Here is a 19,970-nt window from a genome sequence, read left to right as displayed (position 1 = left end):
CGCAATCTGTGTATGGGCATTTTATATTTATGAGATTTGAATTTAAGGCTTTGTCCAGTAATCAACTACAAAGACGTCATCTAAAAACGGAGTCAGTATGGCACCAAACGCTTTATGGTCTGGATGTGGTAAATAGATAGCGCGGGCTTCTTCACCTTCAAATGTTAGAAAAAAGGCATGTGTAAAGCCTTTGTTTAAACCTTCTGGGCTATTATTCAGTCCCCATTCATAACCTTTTATTTGTTCTATTTTTGACTGTAGTGCGCTAAATGCATCTTCTACTGTTTTTATTTGTTCGGCAGTCGTTCCTTCTTTGAACTTAAAAAAAACGGTATGTCTTAAAAGACTGTCGGTTTTATTCATTTTTATCATTGTAATGTTTTCATCTGTTTTAGCAAAAGCATTTGACATAAACGAAATACTAATTAATAATAGGAAAAAATTGATTTTCATAATGTGTTGTTTTTTGAACAAGATATTAAAAATAGGTGTAATTCATTGTTATTCGTAATTTTCCGTTTGAACTATGATCCTCTAAATTGAATTACGATATTTTATTAGCATTTTCAATGGCAACATTTGTTCTGGCACTTTCGCCGGGACCCGATAATATCTTTGTATTAATACAAAGTATTAGTAACGGAAAAAAATACGGGTTAGCGGTGGTTGCAGGTCTAATGACAGGTTGTTTAGTACATACCACTTTGTTGGCATACGGGGTTTCTGCAATTATTAAGAATAACCCTGCCTTATTTACTTTTATAAAAATGTTCGGAGCGGCTTACTTACTGTATTTAGCTGTAATGGTGTATAGAGGTGGAGATGCTATCTCTATTGCCGGAGAAACAAAAAATAAAAAAAGTTTAGGTTCCTTATATAAACAGGGTTTTATAATGAACGTATTGAACCCCAAGGTAACGATATTCTTTCTAGCGTTTTTCCCTGGCTTTCTATTTTCAGATTCTTTAAGCAACGTTATACAATTTTATACCTTGGGTTTTTTATTTATAATGGTTTCTTCAGTTGTTTTCGGTGCTATTGCAGTATTATCCGGTCAAATCTCTAATTATCTAACAGCTAATAACAGAACCGGATTTCTTTTAAAATGGGGTCAAATTATTGTCTTTATCGGTATTGCTGTTTATTTATTAATTGGGTAGTTTATTTGAATTATTAATAGGAGATACTTGTTTAGAGTTTGTATTTTTACGAAATGTCTAACGCAAAGATCAAATTAGTAGAATGCCCTAGAGATGCCATGCAAGGTATTAAGACATTTATCCCTACTGATGAAAAAGTGAGATATATTCAGTCATTATTGGGTTGCGGTTTTGACACCTTAGACTTTGGAAGCTTTGTTTCGCCAAAAGCGATACCACAAATGGTTGACACTGCAGAGGTGTTGTCCAAGTTAGATTTGTCTAAAACAAATTCTAAATTACTTTCTATAGTGGCAAACATCCGTGGCGCACAAGATGCGGTTACACACCCTGAAATTGACTACCTAGGTTTTCCATTTTCTATTTCAGAAAATTTTCAAATGCGAAATACGCATAAGACCATTGCGCAGTCCGTAGAAACTTTGCAGGAGATATTTAACTTAGCGGATGCCGCTAATAAAGAGGTAGTAACCTATATTTCTATGGGATTTGGTAACCCTTATGGCGATCCTTGGAATGTTGACATTGTAGGGGAGTGGACAGAGAAGTTAGCAAAAATGGGAGCTAAAATATTATCGCTTTCAGATACGGTAGGTTCTTCTGATCCAGAAACTATAACATACCTGTTTTCAAATTTAATCAATAAATATCCAAATATTGAATTTGGTGCACATTTACACACTACACCTACAAAGTGGCATGAGAAAATTTCAGCGGCATATGAATCTGGCTGTCGTCGGTTCGATGGTGCTATTCAAGGCTTTGGTGGTTGCCCAATGGCTAAAGACGATCTGACCGGTAATATGCCAACTGAAAAAATACTATCATATTTAACTTCAGAAAAAGTTGATTCAGGTGTAAATTGGATGACTTTTGAATCTTCCTATAATAAAGCTACCGAGCTTTTTTCAGCATATCATTAAATGGTCGCTACTAACAATCCACGTAATAGTATTAGATTGTTAAATTAACCAGTTTATTTTAGATAACCTTGTTTCGTATAAATTCATGTTATAGGTTTGCGCCTTTATTTGTAACAAGTCTAAATAAAAATGAATTATAAAATGAATAAGTATCTTTTGGCTTTTACAGCTATTTCAGGTTTAATTTTTACATCGTGTAGTTCTGATGATGATAGTTTAGAACTTTCAACATGCGACTCTTGCGAAGTTGATTTTGAGGTACCTGAAGCATATGTGTTTACAAGAAGTGAAGCCTCTACGGTAAGTTTTGATGGTCAGACCACAAGATTAAAAATGGGCGATGAAATTTTAAGCGCATTTACTGATATAACATCAACGTCTGATGATATCTTAAGTATGTATGCCCATGAAGAAGGGGCTGATGATTTTGAAGATGTAGAGTTGAATGCATCTGATAAGAGTGTAAAAAGTAAAACTGCAGCATCGGTAGATTTCTTTTCTACAAATGCTACCGATCAAACGTTGATCAGAGTAAATTTTGATGGTTTTATCACAGCACAAGTAAATGAAGTGTTCCCAAATTGGGAAGTTGTCGCATCTGCAGGTGCAGCCGGCCAAATTGCCGATGGTACCTCAACTAGATATGTAAATGCACAAGGTTTGGAGTACAACCAAGCTTTTAATAAAGGTTTAATAGGTGCGCTTACTCTAGACCAAATAGTGAATAATTATTTAAGTACTGCGGTTTTAGATGAAGGTAATAATGTAGCTGATAATGATGCGGATGTTGTTGTTGAAGGGCAATCATATACAAACATGGAACATAAGTGGGATGAGGCTTATGGTTATGTTTATGGTCTAAATGCTGATGCTGCAAACCCAAATGATGATTTAGGAGCAGATAGCTTTCTGAATAAATATGTTGAAAGAGTAGAAGGAGATGATGATTTTGCAGGTATTGCCGATGAAATTTTTCAAGCCTTTAAATTGGGAAGAGCTGCCATTGTAGCTAAACAGTATGATATTAGGGATGCACAGGCAGAAATTATTAGACAGAAATTATCTGAAGTCATAGGCATTAGAGCTGTATATTATTTACAACAAGGGAAAAATAACTTGAATCAAGAAATACCTGATTATGGTGGTGCTTTTCATGATTTGTCTGAAGGTTACGGTTTTGTTTACAGTTTACAGTTTACAAGAAAAACCAATTCTACAGCACCTTATTTTACCAAAGAAGAAGTTGATGCTTTCTTGGTAGATTTAATGGATGACGGGGAAAACGGACTTTGGAATGTTGAAGCGGCTACATTAGATGCTATTTCAGCTGACATTGCCGCTAGGTTTAGTTTTACTTTAGAGCAAGCTGCTGAATAAATCAGATGAAATTCATTAATAAAGCAATTCAATCTAAGTAGATTGAATTGCTTTATTTATTTTTGCATTTAATTAGAATAAATAAAAATAAGAGATGAAGAAAATTGTTGGAATTTTTTGTGTTTTGACTTTAGTTTGGGCATGTTCCAGTGATAGTGATACAGATGATACTGTAATAATCGATTCAGGTGAAGAGGTTTCTTTCGAGCGTAGTGCGATGTTAATTAACTGGGCCGATAATATAATTATACCATCATATGAGGCATTTTCTGGTGATTTAGATGCTTTAATAAGTTCATTCAACACTTTTAAAGTAGATGCTAATGAAAGTAATTTATTGGCATTCCGCTCTGCATGGGTAAATGCCTATACATCTTGGCAACGTGTTGCTATGTTCGAGATTGGACCTGCCGAAACTGTAGGTTATCAGTTGAATATGAATATTTATCCAACTGATAGTGAGAAGATAGATGAATTTATAATAACAGGTAGTTATGATTTGTCTCTTTCTTCAAACAGAAGTGCTAAAGGTTTTCCGGCGCTAGATTATTTAATAAATGGATTAGGGGAAAGTGATGTTGATATATTAGCTGTCTTCAACGGTGATAATAAAGATAGGTTGCTAACCTATTCCGAAGATATTTTATTAGATATGCAATCATTGACAAATACTGTTTTGTCTGACTGGACAGAAGGCTATAGGGATACATTTGTTGCAAATGACGGTTCTTCTTCTACTGCATCTGTGGATCGTATGGTAAACGATTATATCCTTTATTATGAGTTATATTTAAGAGCAGGTAAAATGGGTATTCCTCTAGGTGTTTTTTCAGGTAGTACTTTACCGCAGAATGTTGAGGCATTTTATGAAGGATCTATTTCTAATGATTTATTCTTAGAAGGTTTATCTGCTGTTCAAGATTTTTTCAATGGTAAACATTTTGACTCTAGTACAGAAGGGGAGAGTTTGGCATCTTACTTAGACGCTTTGAACTCCTTAAAAGATGGTGAAGACTTATCAAATTTAATAAACGATCAATTTAATACCGCCAATGAAATGGTTCAAGATCTTTCGGCTTTTAAAGAAGAAATAGAAAATAATAATCCGCCAACAGCTATGCTATTGACTTATGATGAAGTACAAAAAGCAGTGCCAATGTTAAAAGTAGATATGGTTTCTGCTATGAGTATAAGTATTGATTTTGTTGATGCCGACGGTGATTAATGGAATCGGTGATTAATAAATATATAAAAGCTCCCGTAGAGACCGCCCCTTTGGCGGTCTTTCGTATTTTATTTGGTCTAATGATGTTTTTTAGCATTGTTCGGTTTTGGAGCTATGGTTGGATTGATAAACTTTACATTCAGCCAAAATTCTTTTTTTCTTACTTTGGGTTTGAGTGGGTAAAGCCATTAGGTGTGTATACTTATCTCATATTTATTATTTGTGGTCTTGCAGCGCTACTGGTGGCTCTTGGGTATAGATACAAATTAAGTATTATCATATTCTTTTTGAGTTTTACCTATATAGAATTAATGGATAAGACAACATACCTTAACCATTATTACTTTATTAGCTTACTTAGTTTTTTAATGATATTTCTGCCCGCAAATGCAACCTATTCCTTAGACGCATATCTAAACCCTAAAAAAAGTTTTGAATATGTACCTAGCTGGACGGTGAATAGCATTAAGCTTCTTTTAAGTATTGTGTATTTTTATGCTGGACTGGCGAAGTTAAATTCAGATTGGTTGCTAAAGGCTATGCCTTTGAAAATTTGGTTGCCTTCAAAATTCGATACTCCGTTTATAGGTGGTTTACTTGGTGAAGAGTGGGTGCAATATGCATTTAGCTGGTCTGGAGCACTATATGATCTAACGATTCCTTTTTTCTTGTTATTCAAAAAAACCAGACCGTATGCATTTGTAATGGTCGTAGTTTTTCATGTGTTGACTAGGGTACTTTTTCCTATTGGCATGTTCCCGTATGTAATGATTATTTCTGCTTTGATATTTTTCGATGCAAGCTTTCATGAGAAAATCTTAAAATACCTTTCGAAGTTCTTGAAAGTGGATGATACGAAATTTAATAATCAGAAAGTTTATCAGCATTTTTCGACTATTACATCGAAAATGAAAATGACCGTTTTAATTGCCTTTTTTGCTATACAACTTATTTTTCCTTTTAGGTATCTTTTGTATCCAGGTGAATTATTCTGGACGGAAGAAGGATACCGATTTTCTTGGCGCGTCATGCTCATGGAAAAATCTGGTTACGCACAGTTTAAAATTGTAGATGGTGAATCTGGCAGATGGTTTTATGTGGATAATACAGATTTTATCACTCTGTTTCAAGAAAAACAAATGGCATTTCAGCCAGATTTTATATTAGAATATGCCCATTTTTTAAAAAATCATTTTGAAAAAGATGGCCATAAAAATGTGCAGGTATTCGTAGATTGCCAAGTTAGTTTGAATGGTAGGTTAAGTACAACATATATAGACCCTACTATTGATCTTGGAAAACAAAGAGAGTCTTTTTTACATAAGAATTGGATAACACCATTTAAAGATGAGATTAAAGGAATTTAGTTATATACTGTTATTATTAGTATCATTTCCATTATTTGGGCAACTAAGTATTTCAGGACAAGTAACCGATGAAGATGGTGTTCCCGTTTCTGATGCAGAATTGTACATTAAAGAATTAGAGCGTTTAGAAACAACAAATTCAGAAGGTTATTATTCAGTAGAAAGTTTAGCGGCAGGTACGTATGCCATTGTTGTATTTGCCTATGAGTTTGAAATTGAAGAACAAGATGTTGTTTTAAATGACAACGTTACTTTTAACGTAACACTGCAGCGTCTAAAAGTCAACAATTTGTCAGAAGTGGTTTTAATTCAGAAAAGAGAAGAGGTTTTTGCTTTAAAACAATTGAAGAAAGTAGAAGGTACAGCAATCTATGCCGGTAAAAAGAGTGAGGTTGTACTTTTAGAGGGTATTACTGGTAATCTAGCTGCAAACAACCCAAGACAGATATATAGCCAAGTAGTAGGACTCAACATTTATGATAACGGCGATGCAGGTTTACAATTGAATATAGGTGGTAGAGGTTTGGACCCTAATAGAACTGCGAATTTTAATACCAGACAAAACGGGTATGATATTAGCGCAGATGTTTTGGGCTACCCAGAAAGTTATTACACTCCACCAGCTGAAGCTTTAGAAGAAATTCAAGTAGTTAGAGGTGCAGCTTCATTACAATATGGAACACAATTTGGAGGATTGGTAAACTTTAAATTCAAACAGCCCAACCCAAATAAGAAAATCGAATGGGTTAGTAGGCAGACAGTGGGGTCTTATGATCTAAAAACCTCGTTTAATAGCCTTAGTGGTACGGTAGGTAAAATAAGTTATTATACATATTTTAATTATAAAGAGGGTAGTGGTTTTAGACCAAATTCTAATTACAACAGTAGAAATTATTTTGCGCAAATAGGGTATCAGGTTTCTGATAAAACGAAACTTACGCTAGAGACTACATTTCTTAATTATTTGGCGCAACAGCCAGGTGGTCTTACAGATGCCCAATTTATTGAAGATCCTACTTTTAGCAATAGGGAGCGTAATTGGTTTGATATTGATTGGAAATTGTATTCCTTGCGTTTAGATCATAAATTCTCTTCAAAAATGGATTTTAGTTTGAATCTTTTTGGATTAGATGCTTCTAGAAGTGCACTTGGTTTTCGTACAAATAGGGTGTCGCAGCCAGATGACCTTGAAGAACCACGAGAGTTGTTAATTGATAATTTTCAGAATTGGGGTGCAGAAGCTAGATTGCTTACTAGGTATAAATTGGGTAATACAGAATCGGCTCTTTTATTAGGTTCTAAAATTTATAGAACCGATAATAATCAAAGACAAGGTCCTGGTACAACGGCTTCTAATGCAGACTTTAATTTTGCGGATGATGAATTTCCAAATTACGAGAGACAATCTCAATTTAATTTCCCTAATTCCAATTTAGCATTCTTTGGTGAGAATATATTCAATATAACTCCAAAATTTACCTTAACACCTGGTTTTAGATTAGAGCATATTAAAACAGAAAGTATTGGTAGTTATAAGAATATTGTCCTTGATCTGGCGGATAACCCACTTTTAAATGAAGAGATAGAAGATAATAGAGAGTTTGATAGAACGTTTTTGTTGCTTGGTATAGGGGCTAGCTATAAGTTAAATTCCAGTATTGAGTTTTACGGTAATTTTTCTCAGAATTATAGGTCGGTCACTTTTAGTGATATACGAGTGGTGAACCCTTCTTTTCAAGTGGATGAAAATATCTCTGATGAAGATGGCTTTACTGCAGATATTGGATTTCGAGGTAGATATAACAATGTATTGTCTTATGATGTTAGTGCATTTAGCTTATTATATGACAATAGGTTAGGGGAGATATTAAAGAGCGAAACACAGACCAATGCTTTAGGGGAAGAAGTGGAAACAGGAAGTATAGTTCGTTTTAGAGGTAATATTGGTACTGCTTTTATGTATGGTATTGAGAGTTTTGCGAATTGGAGTATCAAGGAAACTTTCCTATCTGCTAGTGAAAAGTTGAAACTAAATTATTTTGTAAACTTGGCGTTGACCAATTCGGAGTATTTATCTTCAGAAGAAACGAATGTAGAGGGGAATAAGGTAGAATTTATACCTGATGTAAACTTGAAAACCGGACTTAATTTCGGATACGGCAACTTAATAGGTAGTTTGCAATACACGTATTTGTCAAGTCAATTTACAGATGCAACTAATGCGCCACAAGATGTCAATGATAATCAACGTGGTATAGAAGGTGAGATACCTGCATATGACATTATGGATTTTTCTTTGGCTTATTCCTATAAAAAATGGAAATTAGAGACTGGTATAAATAATCTTTTGGATAATAGCTATTTTACACGAAGAGCAACTGGGTACCCAGGACCTGGTATTATTCCGTCAGAACCTAGAACATTTTATACGACTTTACAGTTTAAATTTTAGTATGTTATCAGGTAATGTTTTAGTATAGTTTACTTAAAAGATGTCTTACCTGGTTTTTTATAAAGCTTTTTTATGTGAAGCTTTTGCTAAGGTTATGTTAATGGTATATAAGTCAACAATATTCGTTATATTTGCACGCAATTAAATCCTTAATTGCTATGCAAGCCCACCAAAATAAAATTCTAGGAGAAGGTCTAACTTACGATGATGTACTGTTAGTACCTGCTTATTCTGAAGTGCTTCCAAGAGAAGTAAGTATTCAGACAAAATTCACAAGAAATATTACAATCAATGTACCTATCATATCGGCAGCGATGGATACGGTTACAGAGTCTAGAATGGCAATTGCCATGGCTCAAGAAGGTGGTATAGGTGTTCTGCACAAAAACATGACCATTGAGCAGCAAGCCATGAAGGTGCGAAAGGTAAAAAGGGCTGAAAGCGGAATGATTTTAGATCCGGTTACCCAACCACTTGATTCAAAAGTAAAAGACGCCAAGGCTAATATGAAAGAGTATAGCATTGGTGGTATTCCTATTGTTGACGCCGATGGTAAACTTTTAGGTATTGTAACCAATAGAGATTTACGTTTCGAAAAAAATAATGAAAGACCAATATCTGAAGTAATGACTTCTGAAAATTTGGTAACAGCAGCAGAAGGTACTTCACTTTCAGAAGCTGAAGATATTTTACAACAACATAAGATTGAAAAGCTACCTGTTGTAGATAAAGATTATAAGTTGGTAGGTTTAATTACATTTCGTGATATTACAAAACTTACCCAAAAACCTAGCGCCAACAAGGATCAGTATGGTCGTTTACGTGTAGCGGCGGCATTAGGTGTTACTGAAGATGCAGTAGACAGAGCAGAGGCATTGGTTAATGCCGGTGTGGATGCTGTGGTTATAGATACTGCTCATGGGCATACAAAAGGTGTAGTATCGGTATTGCAAGAAGTAAAAAAGAAGTTTCCAAACTTAGATGTTATTGTTGGTAACATTGCAACTGGCGAGGCTGCTAAGTATTTGGTAGATGCAGGAGCAGATGCAGTTAAAGTTGGTATTGGTCCAGGATCTATCTGTACGACAAGAGTTGTTGCAGGTGTTGGCTTTCCTCAGTTTTCTGCTGTTATAGAGGTAGCAGCGGCTATAAAAGGTTCTGGTGTTCCGGTTATCGCAGATGGTGGTATTCGGTACACGGGTGATATTCCTAAGGCTATTGCTGCAGGTGCTGATACAGTTATGTTAGGATCACTTTTAGCAGGAACCAAGGAATCTCCGGGAGAAACGATTATCTATGAAGGTAGAAAGTTTAAATCTTACCGAGGTATGGGATCTGTAGAGGCAATGAAGCAAGGTAGTAAAGATCGTTACTTTCAAGATGTTGAAGATGATATCAAGAAATTAGTGCCTGAAGGTATTGTAGGTCGTGTGCCTTATAAAGGTGAATTATACGAAAGCATTCACCAGTTTATAGGTGGTTTAAAAGCTGGTATGGGATACTGTGGGGCAAAAGATATTGCTACTTTACAGGACAATGGAAGATTTGTTAAAATTACAGCTAGTGGTATTAATGAAAGTCATCCACATGATGTAACCATTACAAAAGAAAGTCCTAATTATAGTAGATAGAAAAATAGATGTGTATAAAAAAAAGAGGTCTTTTAGACCTCTTTTTTTATGTCTAAATATTAATCTATTGAGGTGTCTATCTGTTTCTGCAGAAGTTGCACCCTTCTTAAATCATCTGAAGCTTGTAATACTTTTGATTTCAAGGAAGGATTTAAATCGGGATTTTCCTCAAGAAAACGCTGTAATATTTCATAAGCCTCTGCTGATGTGTAATTACCTATAGTACTACTTAACCATCTCTTTGGGAAAAAGATATCACCTGTTTTTTGTATTTCATCAACTAAGTCTAGACTTGCCCTTAGATAGTTAATAGATTCTTTTTGGTGTAAAGGGTGATTTAAATTATTCATTGCATTAGCCACCCATGATTCTTTAGCACGGTTTTCTTCAAGTTTTAGAGATTCAAAGAATGCATTTTTAGTGTTTACGTCTTTTGAAAGAGAAGGAAGTAAAAACTGAAATCTATTTAATTTGTCATTGTTGCTTATTGCTTTTTCAGCTATATTAAGGATGCTCTCGCTTTCGGGATGTTCGTATAAGGCTAAATCCATCGCCAGTTCCGTAAAATTATCATCGTTAAGTTTTAGGTTACTGATTACTACATCTTTTTTCCAGATTTTATATAATCGGTCTTGGGAAATACCTGTATAACCTAATGATACATAGGTATTGTATAAGGTTTTTTTAATATTTGGCGAAAGTTCTTCTAGTAATTTAGCCCATATTTCTTCTGTAATTTCTTTCTGATAAAAGAGGCGTTGTTCAGTAGTAAGATATTTCCAAAAAACTGAAGTGGTATACCTAGAGATGAGATTAATTAATAATTCATTCTTTTCATTAACTAGTCCTTTTGAGTATAGTTTTATTGCTTCATTGGGATCAATACTGCCATTTAGCATATTCTCATACACATTGATGTAGGCGTAACCACGAGCCACTTGGTCATTTATGGAAGGTATAATTTCTATATCTTGTTCTTGAACAGGAAACACTCCGTAGCCTTCAGCATTAGAATTATATAATATTGCGCTCGGTTTATCCATGCCAATAGCTTCATCTAAACTCAATTCGTTACCAATCATGTTAACGGTTAACGTCTTGGTTTTATCAGGATAAAGAAATGATACGTCAAATCTCTGTGGCCACGAATGATTAGATTTATCTTCTGCTTTTTGAAATAGTTTATATGAGGTTATTTTATTGTCATCACCATATTCAATATCATCATTAAAGATGGGTCTACTAGAACTATTTACCCAAACATCGCTCCACCCAACCATATCAGTAGTAGACTTTTTATCAAGAATATCAATTAGCTCACCCCAAACAGCATTCTTGAATGCAAAGGTTTTAATGTATTCTTGAATGCCTGTTTGAAATGCCTCTTTACCTAAAACGGTTTCTAGTTGGCGCATCATTATTGGCGCTTTGTTGTAAATAATACTACCGTAAAGTGAACCTGCGTTGTTGAGGTTTTCTAAGTCTTGGCGAATGGGGTTTGTACCCAATGTTCTATCTTCACCATAAGCATTGGGGTAGTGGGTGATCATGAAAGCCAATTGATGGTCTATATCTGGGAAAGCGGGATTCATAATTTTATCTGCCATGAAATTGGCAAACACCTCTTTCATCCAAACATCATTAAACCAATTCATAGTTACTAAATCGCCGAACCACATATGTGATGTTTCGTGGGCAATTAGCTTTGCACGGCTTAATTTTCTGTTAGCGGTAGCGCTTTCATCTAAAAAGAGAGAACTCTCACGGTATTGAATTGCGCCTACATGTTCCATTCCTCCATATTGAAATCCGGGTATTGCAGCGAAATCCATTTTTTGAAAAGGAAAAGGATATGCGGTATAGTCCTCTAAAAACGATAAGGATTGCTGATGTAAATCAAAAATGGAGTCTAAGCTGTACTTAATTTTAGTGGTATCCGTTTCTCGGTATAATAGGGTCATATCCATATTCGCAGGTTTTTGAGTTACAGATTCAAATTTACCCGCTACAAAAGAAAATAGATAGGTGCTCATTTGGTCAGAAGCACTAAAATTATGTTGTGTGTATTCACCTTTCTGAGTTTGCTTTACTTCTTTAGAACCGCATAAAACTTTCCAGTCGTTTGGTGCTGTAATATTCAATGTATACATACCTTTTATATTAGGTTGATCAAAACATGGGAATAGTGTTCTTGCACGATCAGGAACTAATAAAGTATACAGGTAATCTTCATTTCTATTAAGAGAAAGCTCACCAGCATCAAACTCAATTACAACAGTGTTATTTCCTTTAATTAAGTAGTTTTCATGTAAAACGATATGTTCATTTTCATGAAGAATATCAACTTCAGTTTTATTAATGGATACCGATTTTATTTTAGAAGTTTCTTCTTTAAAATCTAAGTAGACTGGTTCTTTGAGATGTTCTAAATCAAAATTTAAAACTAGTTGAGAAGGTATAGGAGCTTTTAGTTCTTTAGGGATATCAAAACTTAAGTTGTAATGAACATTGGATATTAGAGAAGCTCTTTGGGTTGCCATTGCTTCTGATACTCCAGATTCAACTTGTTTAGAATTGTCATTTTCGTTAGCGCACGATATTAAAATGATGACTAAAAAACTAGCGTAAAATAGGTTCTTCATAAGTTAGAGTTATACGTTGCTGTGAAAGTACTTTAATGGAAATTGCTTTCCAATTTTTCAACAACGTATAACTCTAAAGAAAAGTAAATTTATAAATGAGCCATTGCATATTTGTAATGACTTTAGAAGGTAAGTGTAAATTCTTATTTACCGGCTTCACCAGTATAAGCTTTCCAATCTTTTTCTTTGTAAATGTCACTACCAAAATAGCGAGCAATTTCTAAGAATGGCTCTGGCTTTTGATATCCAGGTATTGGAGAAAGCATGTTTAATTCTTCGTCTAAGAAAATAGTAGTTGGGTAGCTTAAACGCCCTTGCATTAAAGCGGCTGCAAATTCATGATAACCCTTTCTGCCCGAAGGAACAAATTTATATGTCTTCCCTTTATATTCGATTGGGTCTTTTCCTTCACCATCAAACTTTACCATATAATAGTTCTCTGCCATGTATGCAGCTACTTCCGGATTTTGAAAAGTGTCCTTATCCATTTTCTTGCACCATCCACACCAATCTGTGTACACGTCAATAAAGACTTTCTTTGGGTTTGTGTCGGTCGCCGTTAGTTCGGCAGCCTCTTCCCAAGAAATCCAATTTACCTCTTGTGCATAACTAGCGACCGAAATAAAAAGAACGGCTAAGAATAAAAATGATTTGTAAAAAGATAAAGAATACGTTTTCATGAGTTTAATTTGAGTGTATAGTCCTACTATTATACCAAAACTAACGTATTTTTAAATGCTTTATTTCACTTTTGCGGTTTCTTTAACAGCGAATAAATCTTTTACATCTACTTGATTACGAATTAAATCTTCAAAAGTTTCTCTTTCGCGTATAAGAATTGCCTTCCCTTTATGCCAAAGAACTTCTGGTGGTCTAAATCTTGAGTTGTAGTTACTTGCCATAGTAAAGCAATATGCACCCGCATTTTTAAAGCAAAGAATATCGCCTTCAGTAATCTCGTTTATTCTTTTATTGCTGGCAAAAGTATCGGTCTCACAGATATACCCTACAACAGAATAATAACGTTCTCTACCACTTGGGTTAGAAATGTTGTTTATTGTATGTGTAGCGCCATAAAGCATTGGTCTAATTAAGTGATTGAAACCAGAATCTACACTTGCAAATACTGTTGATGTCGTTTGTTTAACCACATTTACTTTGGCAAGAAAAACACCTGCTTCACTCACTAAAAATTTACCTGGCTCAAAAGCTAAGGTTAAATCTTTACCATATTCTTTACAGAACTCATTAAAACGAGTACTTAGTTTCTTACCTAATTCTTCTACATTGGTCTCAATATCACCTTCTTTATAAGGTACTTTGAAGCCGCTACCGAAATCGATAAAATCTAGATTTTTAAAATTTCGAGCGGTATCAAATAAAATTTCAGAAGCATATAAGAATACGTCGATATCTAAAATATCACTACCGGTATGCATATGTATGCCGTTGATATTCATTTTAGTCAATTCTACGATGCGTAATAAATGTGGTATCTGATGAATACTGATACCAAATTTAGAATCTATATGACCTACTGAAATATTAGAATTGCCACCTGCCATAACATGTGGGTTAATACGTATACATACCGGAATATTTGGATGTTTACTACCGAATTGTTCTAATATAGAAAGGTTGTCTATGTTAATGCGTACTCCTAATTTGGCTGCTTGTTCAATTTCTTCTAACGAAACTCCATTTGGTGTGAAAATGATTGATTCAGGTTTAAAACCTGCTAATAAACCTAATTGAACTTCTTGAATAGATACTGTATCTAAACCGCTACCAAGACTATTCATTAATCTTAATACGGTAATATTAGAAAGTGCTTTAGCTGCATAATTAAGTTTCAATTTCTTGACTGAACCAAATGCCTTTGTCAATCTATTAAATTGTGAAACTATTTTTTCAGAGTCATAAACATACACGGGGTCTCCATATGTTTTTGCTATTTGCAACAAATCCTCATTTCTCATTCTATCTAATTTTAGGCGAATTTAACTTTCTAATTGGTTAGGAGCAAAAATAATAATGTAAATACAATTAAAATAACAAATTGTGATATTTATAACAATAGAAAATTTTATTTATTTTGGAGCTATTTAAAGTCCTTTGTATTTTTATAAAATGAAATTACCTTTATTCCCATTACAATCAATATTCTTTCCGGGAGAGACTGTACCGCTTCATATTTTTGAAGATCGCTACAAACAATTAATACAAGATTGTAGAGATGAAGCTATTACATTCGGTATACCTGTTTTCATAAACAATAAAATGGAATACGGTGTTGAGGTACAATTGGTAGAGGTAGTTACCACATATGATACTGGAGAAATGGATGTGGTCTGTGTGGCTCGACAAGTATTTAAATTACTGGCTTTCGATAATATTATGGATAATAAGTTATACGCTGGCGGTATTGTAAAGTTATTGGAGTATGATTACGTAGCGACTGAAGAAAAAAAGCAAACAATCATAAATGGTATAGAGCAGTTATATGCTATTATGGATGTGCCATATACCAAACTCAATGTAAAAGAATTCAATAGTTTTGCCCTGGCTCACAAAATCGGATTGTCTTTTGAACAGGAGTATCAACTTTTACAGATACCTACAGAAAATGACCGACTAAATTTTATAGGTCTGCATTTAACATCAACTATTACTGTTTTATCAGAAGTAAACAGAACCAAGAAAACGATAGAGCTCAATGGTCATTTTAAGAATTTTGATCCTCTGGATTTTAAAGATTTGGAGATTTAAGTCAATTTTAGACTGAAAAAATGAATCGTATTCTTATAGTTTTGTGTTTTTATCTAGATAATTATACTAGTTGTTCTAATTAATCCTCAGTATTTTTAAATAATTACTTACTGTTTCCTATTTTTGCTTAACATTTAAATTCACCATATATATGAACCTTCACGAATATCAAGGAAAAGAGATATTAGCAAGTTTTGGGGTGCGCATCCAAAGAGGAATAGTTGCCCAAAATGCAAAAGAGGCTGTTGAGGCTGCAAAGCAATTAACTGCTGAAACCGGAACGGGATGGCACGTTATTAAAGCGCAAGTACACGCAGGTGGTCGTGGTAAAGGTGGTGGTGTAAAATTAGCCAAAAACCTAAAAGAGGTAGAAGAGATCGCAAACCAGATTATCGGTATGAACTTAATTACACCGCAAACTTCTGCGGAAGGTAAAAAAGTACACCAAGTATTGGTTGCCGAAGATGTATACTACCCAGGCGAAAGCGAAACAAGTGAATTCTATATGTCTGTTGTGTTAAACAGAGCTAATGGTAAGAATATGATTATGTATTCTACAGAAGGTGGTATGGACATTGAAGAGGTTGCTGAAAGTACTCCACACTTAATTTTTACAGAAGAAATTGATCCAGCTACAGGATTGTTAGGTTTTCAAGCAAGAAAGATTGCTTTTAACTTAGGACTTTCAGGTACTGCGTTTAAAGAAATGACAAAATTCGTTGCATCATTATATAAAGCATATGTAGAAAGTGATTCTAATATGTTTGAAATTAACCCTGTATTAAAAACATCTGATGATTTGATCATGGCTGTTGATGCTAAGGTTTCTATTGATGATAATGCACTATACCGTAGAAAGCAGTATGCAGAAATGCGTGATCTTAGAGAAGAGAACGCTATTGAAGTAGAAGCAAGAGAAGTTGGTCTTAACTATGTTGATCTTGACGGTAACGTTGGTTGTATGGTTAACGGTGCAGGTCTTGCTATGGCAACTATGGATTTAATTAAGATGGCAGGTGGTGAACCAGCTAACTTCTTAGATGTTGGTGGTACGGCAGATGCTAAAAGAGTTGAAGAGGCGTTTAGAATTATATTAAAAGATCCTAACGTTAAGGCAATTCTAATCAACATATTCGGTGGTATCGTTCGTTGTGATCGTGTTGCACAAGGTGTTGTTGATGCATACAAGAATATGGGCGATTCAATGAAAGTGCCGATTATTGTAAGATTACAAGGTACTAATGCTGAATTAGCAAAAGAGATTATTGACAATTCTGGACTTGCAGTACAATCGGCTGTACAGTTCCAAGAAGCTGCAGATAAAGTAAAAGAGGTATTAGCTTAAAACCCCAATTCACTTTATATAATATAAAGGTCACTCCAATCGGAGTGACCTTTTTTTTGTTTACTATTGAAAGTATGTATTTATTGTGTTGGTTATTTTAATTAATCGTAACCATAACTGGTGTTAATCTATATTTTATGTTACCGAAATGAAATAATGGTTAAGGCTATTAAACTATGTTTTTACTATGAATTGTATATCTAAATTTGTGGTGTAATTGAAGAATTAATATTAAAGAGATGTTAAAATGAGCTTAAATTGTAACATTCTTATTTTGCAGTCGTCTTTTTAGTAATTCATCATCAATCAATTATTAATCATACTTCAGAAAAACTGAAGTAAAAAACAAAAAGTCATGAGAAAATTAAGTTTAGTAGTCGTAGCTGCAATGCTACTTGCAACAGGTAATGTTTTAGCGAACGATGTAAAAGGTGAAAACCCTTCTAAAAATCTTTCAACACAGATTTCAAAAATGTTAACGGAGAATAACTTCGCTGAAGAACATAACGATATAACAGCCCAGGTTCGTTTTACTTTGAATGCAGATGGGGAAATCGTAGTGTTATCTGTGAATTCTGAATTTGATAAAATGGAAAGTTTTGTCAAGGCCAAATTAAACTATCAAAAAGTTAATTTGACAGACGTAGAGGAAGGTAAAGTGTATACCATTCCTGTACGAATAGAGGCTTAATTATTCAATTATGCCATTAAAAAAACTTAATACACAGAGGTGTATTAAGTTTTTTTCTTGTTTTTATACTTCACAGGGCTAACGGCAGTATCCACCTTGTTCATCTGCTTTGTTTTAAAGTCTTTTCTTTCATTGTTTTTTTGAACCGGTCTTTTGGTGCTGGTTGACATAGCCAATAGCACTTCTCCAGGTATTTTAGGGGCATCTTTTGTTCCGCGCAGATGAAGAACTAATCCGTTCAAAAAGTTACGTAACACTTGATCACCGCATTCCATATAATTTGGGTGGTCTTCATTTCTAAAGAAAGCACCTAATTCACTTTTAGAAATTTTAAAATCTACAAGCTGCAAAATATCAACGATTTGATCATCTCTGAATTTCAACGCTACTCTTAGTTTTTTAAATATATCATTATTTGTCATACCACAAATTTAAGGACTGCAAGTTATTACAAAAATATGACCTGTTGGTTGCTACTCCTTGTTAATAGGTTAGACTTCTTAAAAGTTTGTTCATTAAATAATTATTTTATAATAAAACTATCTAAAGATATTTACCTCATGTTTTAAGGTCCTTTTATGGTGGTGCTATCAATTAGTATCCTTCTATCTGCATAAAATGGGATTAAAAGTCAATTACATCGATTAATTATTTTATATAGATAAGATTAATACTACCTCAACTATAGGATTATACCACTGACCGATACATCTCGTCCATTGCCCGAAGATTCTGTTTTTAACCTTTATCGCGCACGTAACTTTGTCATGTATAACAATAACAAAGCATATACAGATGAGGTTTTCAATTATATTTTTAGCGTTGATTTTAATAGTAACAAGCTCATGTAGCAAAACTGATTTAAATGAAGAGATACTGTTAGATAGCACTTCAACTGCTTTGGTAGTATCAGATGTAAATATAGATATTGAATTGGAGATATTTGATTTGGTGAACGGTTATAGAGCTGAGAACGGTCTATCTGAATTATCATATAACAACCAGGCACAATCATATACGTTAGATCATAATCTTTATATGATTTCAAAAGATGAAATCAGCCATGACGATTTTGCACAGAGATCATCTGAATTGTCTGTAGAGGTAAATGCAACAAGAGTTTCAGAGAATGTTGGTAGAAGTTTTTCAACTGCGGAGGGAGTATTCGAAGCTTGGTTGGCAAGTGCAAGTCACCTTAAGAACATAGAAGGCGATTATACGCAAACTGCAATATCTGTTTCAACATCAGAAGATGGTACATTATACTTTACCCAAGTGTTCATCAAATAAAAGCTAGCTGGCATAAAGAAATTGTTATAGAAAAATGACCTGTTTTACAGGTCATTTTTTTTGCATTCATTTTAAAGTAGCATCGGTTTTCTGTTTTTTGTAATTGCGGTTATACTTGATAAATTAAATACCTTTTAATTTATGAATATTAAATTGTCATCCTTCCATCTGTATAAAATAGGATTAAAAGTCAATTACATCGTTTAAACATTTTAGTGTTATAGGATAAATATTACCTCATCTATAGGATTATACCACTGACCGATACATCTCGTCTATTGCCCGAAGAATCTGTTTTTAAGCTTTATCGCGCACGTAACTTTGTCATGTATAACAATAACAAAGCATATACAGATGAAGTTTTCAATTATATTTTTAGCGTTGATTTTAATAGTAACAAGCTCATGTAGCAAAACTGATTTAAATGAAGAGATACTGTTAGATAGCACTTCAACTGCTTTGGTAGTATCAGATGTAAATATAGATATTGAATTGGAGATATTTGATTTGGTGAACGGTTATAGAGCTGAGAACGGTCTATCTGAATTATCATATAACAACCAGGCACAATCATATACGTTAGATCATAATCTTTATATGATTTCAAAAGATGAAATCAGCCATGACGATTTTGCACAGAGATCATCTGAATTGTCTGTAGAGGTAAATGCAACAAGAGTTTCAGAGAATGTTGGTAGAAGTTTTTCAACTGCCGAGGGAGTATTCGAAGCTTGGCTGGCAAGTGCAAGTCACCTTAAGAACATAGAAGGCGATTATACGGAAACTGCAATATCTGTTTCAACATCAGAAGATGGTACATTATACTTTACCCAAGTGTTCATCAAATAAAAGCTAGCTGGCATAAAGAAATTGTTATAGAAAAAAGACCTGTTTTACAGGTCATTTTTTTTGATTATAAGATTAATTATCAATGACTTAAATGTGCTATAATTTCTACTTGTGTTAATTTGAAAACTTGATTTTTTGTGAATTAAACGTATATAAAACACTTAAATATTGCTGTTTTTATCAATTCTCAACTTATTGTACCGTTTATCGATTTTATTAATCATTTCATCGATGATTAATTAGAATATA

At 34.0% G+C, this 19,970-nt stretch carries 17 protein-coding genes; 12 read left to right on the top strand and 5 right to left on the bottom strand.

Annotated elements, in window-relative coordinates:
* Positions 1 to 42: 42 nt before the first annotated feature.
* Positions 43 to 453 carry a Dabb family protein gene (locus ACJJVP_RS00860; protein WP_405410029.1) on the bottom strand — a complete coding sequence of 137 codons (411 nt, stop codon included), beginning with the start codon at positions 451 to 453 and terminating at the stop codon, positions 43 to 45.
* Between the two features lie 116 nt (positions 454 to 569).
* On the opposite strand from ACJJVP_RS00860, the gene ACJJVP_RS00855 reads away from it, so the two are divergent.
* The 7 genes from ACJJVP_RS00855 (at position 570) to guaB (ending at position 10,135) form a co-directional block, all read left to right on the top strand.
* A complete protein-coding gene (locus tag ACJJVP_RS00855; RefSeq protein WP_405410028.1) occupies positions 570 to 1,160 on the top strand; it encodes a LysE family translocator in 591 nt (196 codons plus the stop codon).
* A 53-nt stretch (positions 1,161 to 1,213) separates the two neighbouring features.
* Positions 1,214 to 2,083, top strand: coding sequence for a hydroxymethylglutaryl-CoA lyase (locus tag ACJJVP_RS00850; protein WP_405410027.1), 870 nt, complete (start codon positions 1,214 to 1,216; stop codon positions 2,081 to 2,083).
* 141 nt (positions 2,084 to 2,224) lie between these two features.
* Positions 2,225 to 3,460: a DUF4856 domain-containing protein gene (locus ACJJVP_RS00845; protein WP_405410025.1), complete on the top strand. Its 1,236-nt coding sequence runs from the start codon at positions 2,225 to 2,227 to the stop codon at positions 3,458 to 3,460.
* 94 nt (positions 3,461 to 3,554) lie between these two features.
* Complete coding sequence (locus ACJJVP_RS00840) at positions 3,555 to 4,685, top strand: imelysin family protein (protein ID WP_405410023.1); 1,131 nt, start codon at positions 3,555 to 3,557, stop codon at positions 4,683 to 4,685.
* Positions 4,685 to 6,052 (top strand): HTTM domain-containing protein, encoded by a 1,368-nt coding sequence (locus ACJJVP_RS00835; RefSeq protein ID WP_405410022.1) that lies wholly within the window; start codon positions 4,685 to 4,687, stop codon positions 6,050 to 6,052. The genes ACJJVP_RS00840 and ACJJVP_RS00835 overlap by 1 nt, the downstream gene beginning before the upstream one ends.
* Positions 6,033 to 8,504, top strand: a complete 2,472-nt coding sequence (locus tag ACJJVP_RS00830) for a TonB-dependent receptor domain-containing protein (protein ID WP_405410021.1) — start codon at positions 6,033 to 6,035, stop codon at positions 8,502 to 8,504. Before ACJJVP_RS00835 ends, ACJJVP_RS00830 begins: the two co-directional genes overlap by 20 nt.
* Positions 8,505 to 8,662: 158 nt before the next feature.
* Positions 8,663 to 10,135, top strand: coding sequence for an IMP dehydrogenase (gene guaB / locus ACJJVP_RS00825; RefSeq protein ID WP_405410020.1), 1,473 nt, complete (start codon positions 8,663 to 8,665; stop codon positions 10,133 to 10,135).
* Positions 10,136 to 10,194: 59 nt separating this feature from the next.
* On the opposite strand, the gene ACJJVP_RS00820 is transcribed toward guaB, so the two are convergent.
* The 3 genes from ACJJVP_RS00820 to lysA all read right to left on the bottom strand — a co-directional run bounded on the left by ACJJVP_RS00820 (position 10,195) and on the right by lysA (position 14,756).
* Positions 10,195 to 12,777, bottom strand: coding sequence for a M1 family metallopeptidase (locus ACJJVP_RS00820; protein WP_405410018.1), 2,583 nt, complete (start codon positions 12,775 to 12,777; stop codon positions 10,195 to 10,197).
* 143 nt (positions 12,778 to 12,920) lie between these two features.
* On the bottom strand, positions 12,921 to 13,457 hold the full coding sequence (locus ACJJVP_RS00815) for a thioredoxin family protein (protein WP_405410016.1): 537 nt from the start codon (positions 13,455 to 13,457) through the stop codon (positions 12,921 to 12,923).
* 60 nt (positions 13,458 to 13,517) lie between these two features.
* Positions 13,518 to 14,756: a diaminopimelate decarboxylase gene (gene lysA, locus ACJJVP_RS00810; protein ID WP_405410014.1), complete on the bottom strand. Its 1,239-nt coding sequence runs from the start codon at positions 14,754 to 14,756 to the stop codon at positions 13,518 to 13,520.
* A gap of 151 nt (positions 14,757 to 14,907) precedes the next feature.
* Here lysA and ACJJVP_RS00805 point away from each other — a divergent pair, with 151 nt between their 5' ends.
* From ACJJVP_RS00805 to ACJJVP_RS00795, 3 genes are all read left to right on the top strand, one after another.
* The gene (locus tag ACJJVP_RS00805) at positions 14,908 to 15,546 is read left to right on the top strand and encodes an LON peptidase substrate-binding domain-containing protein (RefSeq protein WP_405410012.1); all 639 of its coding nucleotides are present in this window, start codon (positions 14,908 to 14,910) and stop codon (positions 15,544 to 15,546) included.
* A gap of 151 nt (positions 15,547 to 15,697) precedes the next feature.
* Positions 15,698 to 16,891: an ADP-forming succinate--CoA ligase subunit beta gene (gene sucC / locus ACJJVP_RS00800; RefSeq protein WP_405410011.1), complete on the top strand. Its 1,194-nt coding sequence runs from the start codon at positions 15,698 to 15,700 to the stop codon at positions 16,889 to 16,891.
* Positions 16,892 to 17,246: 355 nt separating this feature from the next.
* The gene (locus tag ACJJVP_RS00795; RefSeq protein ID WP_405410010.1) at positions 17,247 to 17,582 is read left to right on the top strand and encodes a hypothetical protein; all 336 of its coding nucleotides are present in this window, start codon (positions 17,247 to 17,249) and stop codon (positions 17,580 to 17,582) included.
* Positions 17,583 to 17,626: 44 nt separating this feature from the next.
* Here the strand turns inward: ACJJVP_RS00795 and ACJJVP_RS00790 are convergent, their stop codons facing one another.
* Positions 17,627 to 18,004 carry a DUF1456 family protein gene (locus ACJJVP_RS00790; RefSeq protein ID WP_405410008.1) on the bottom strand — a complete coding sequence of 126 codons (378 nt, stop codon included), beginning with the start codon at positions 18,002 to 18,004 and terminating at the stop codon, positions 17,627 to 17,629.
* Positions 18,005 to 18,377: 373 nt separating this feature from the next.
* On the opposite strand from ACJJVP_RS00790, the gene ACJJVP_RS00785 reads away from it, so the two are divergent.
* Positions 18,378 to 18,872, top strand: a complete 495-nt coding sequence (locus tag ACJJVP_RS00785; protein ID WP_405410007.1) for a CAP domain-containing protein — start codon at positions 18,378 to 18,380, stop codon at positions 18,870 to 18,872.
* Positions 18,873 to 19,226: 354 nt separating this feature from the next.
* Positions 19,227 to 19,721 carry a CAP domain-containing protein gene (locus ACJJVP_RS00780; RefSeq protein WP_405410005.1) on the top strand — a complete coding sequence of 165 codons (495 nt, stop codon included), beginning with the start codon at positions 19,227 to 19,229 and terminating at the stop codon, positions 19,719 to 19,721.
* Positions 19,722 to 19,970 lie beyond the last annotated feature (249 nt).

This window comes from Maribacter sp. Asnod1-A12 (assembly GCF_045063735.1).
Lineage (GTDB): Bacteria > Bacteroidota > Bacteroidia > Flavobacteriales > Flavobacteriaceae > Maribacter.
Note: the sequence above shows the minus strand (reverse complement) of the source record. Positions and strands in the feature narration are given on the sequence as shown.

Coding starts and splice junctions, on each gene's coding strand:
- ACJJVP_RS00860 (WP_405410029.1), bottom strand. CDS start 453: ATGAAAATCAATTTTTTCCTATTATTAATTAGTATTTCGTTTATGTCA.
- ACJJVP_RS00855 (WP_405410028.1), top strand. CDS start 570: ATGGCAACATTTGTTCTGGCACTTTCGCCGGGACCCGATAATATCTTT.
- ACJJVP_RS00850 (WP_405410027.1), top strand. CDS start 1,214: ATGTCTAACGCAAAGATCAAATTAGTAGAATGCCCTAGAGATGCCATG.
- ACJJVP_RS00845 (WP_405410025.1), top strand. CDS start 2,225: ATGAATAAGTATCTTTTGGCTTTTACAGCTATTTCAGGTTTAATTTTT.
- ACJJVP_RS00840 (WP_405410023.1), top strand. CDS start 3,555: ATGAAGAAAATTGTTGGAATTTTTTGTGTTTTGACTTTAGTTTGGGCA.
- ACJJVP_RS00835 (WP_405410022.1), top strand. CDS start 4,685: ATGGAATCGGTGATTAATAAATATATAAAAGCTCCCGTAGAGACCGCC.
- ACJJVP_RS00830 (WP_405410021.1), top strand. CDS start 6,033: ATGAGATTAAAGGAATTTAGTTATATACTGTTATTATTAGTATCATTT.
- guaB (WP_405410020.1), top strand. CDS start 8,663: ATGCAAGCCCACCAAAATAAAATTCTAGGAGAAGGTCTAACTTACGAT.
- ACJJVP_RS00820 (WP_405410018.1), bottom strand. CDS start 12,777: ATGAAGAACCTATTTTACGCTAGTTTTTTAGTCATCATTTTAATATCG.
- ACJJVP_RS00815 (WP_405410016.1), bottom strand. CDS start 13,457: ATGAAAACGTATTCTTTATCTTTTTACAAATCATTTTTATTCTTAGCC.
- lysA (WP_405410014.1), bottom strand. CDS start 14,756: ATGAGAAATGAGGATTTGTTGCAAATAGCAAAAACATATGGAGACCCC.
- ACJJVP_RS00805 (WP_405410012.1), top strand. CDS start 14,908: ATGAAATTACCTTTATTCCCATTACAATCAATATTCTTTCCGGGAGAG.
- sucC (WP_405410011.1), top strand. CDS start 15,698: ATGAACCTTCACGAATATCAAGGAAAAGAGATATTAGCAAGTTTTGGG.
- ACJJVP_RS00795 (WP_405410010.1), top strand. CDS start 17,247: ATGAGAAAATTAAGTTTAGTAGTCGTAGCTGCAATGCTACTTGCAACA.
- ACJJVP_RS00790 (WP_405410008.1), bottom strand. CDS start 18,004: ATGACAAATAATGATATATTTAAAAAACTAAGAGTAGCGTTGAAATTC.
- ACJJVP_RS00785 (WP_405410007.1), top strand. CDS start 18,378: ATGAGGTTTTCAATTATATTTTTAGCGTTGATTTTAATAGTAACAAGC.
- ACJJVP_RS00780 (WP_405410005.1), top strand. CDS start 19,227: ATGAAGTTTTCAATTATATTTTTAGCGTTGATTTTAATAGTAACAAGC.